This is a genomic window from Xanthobacter autotrophicus (genome assembly GCF_030015065.1).
In the GTDB taxonomy this organism is placed as follows: Bacteria; Pseudomonadota; Alphaproteobacteria; order Rhizobiales; family Xanthobacteraceae; genus Xanthobacter; species Xanthobacter autotrophicus_D.
On the sequence record NZ_JAIVFN010000448.1, the window covers coordinates 1 to 434 of the forward strand.

The window sequence follows — 434 nt, forward strand, 5'->3', positions numbered from 1 at the left end:
GTGCAGACCAGCGTGCCGGCGAGGCTGTAGGCGAACTCGCCGGGATGGCAGCGGATGTCGTCCGCCACCGCCAGCAGGCCTTCGATGTCGGAGCGCGACCAGTCTGCGATGGAGACCAGGTTCTGGATCCCCGCGCGCGGTGCGGAATGGCGCGGGAGCCCGTCAAGGGGCAGGGAGCGGGAGCATGTCGACACTGGAAACAAAGTAGTTGTGCGGATGAGCTGACTTTCTGCTTCAATCTTCATCCGGGGGCTTCCATAAGAGAAGTTTTTCTTACTTATACGAAACATAAAAAATATTTTGGAAACAACGATCGATCTGGAGCAGCTCCGCACCTTCGCCCTGGTGCTCGAGCTGGGGAGTTTTTCGGCGGCGGCGGAACGCCTGGGTCTCACCCAGCCCGCCGTCAGTGTGCAAGTCAAGAAGCTGGAGCG

The 434-nt window shown here is 59.9% G+C and carries 2 protein-coding genes; one reads left to right on the forward strand and one right to left on the reverse strand.

Annotated elements, in window-relative coordinates:
• A partial coding sequence (locus tag K9U40_RS23960) for a hypothetical protein (RefSeq protein ID WP_282892545.1) occupies positions 1-245 on the reverse strand: 245 nt, incomplete at its 3' end.
• A gap of 55 nt (positions 246-300) precedes the next feature.
• On the opposite strand from K9U40_RS23960, the gene K9U40_RS23965 reads away from it, so the two are divergent.
• Positions 301-434, forward strand: a 134-nt coding sequence (locus tag K9U40_RS23965; RefSeq protein WP_432715946.1) for a LysR family transcriptional regulator, incomplete at its 3' end; no start/stop codon positions are given.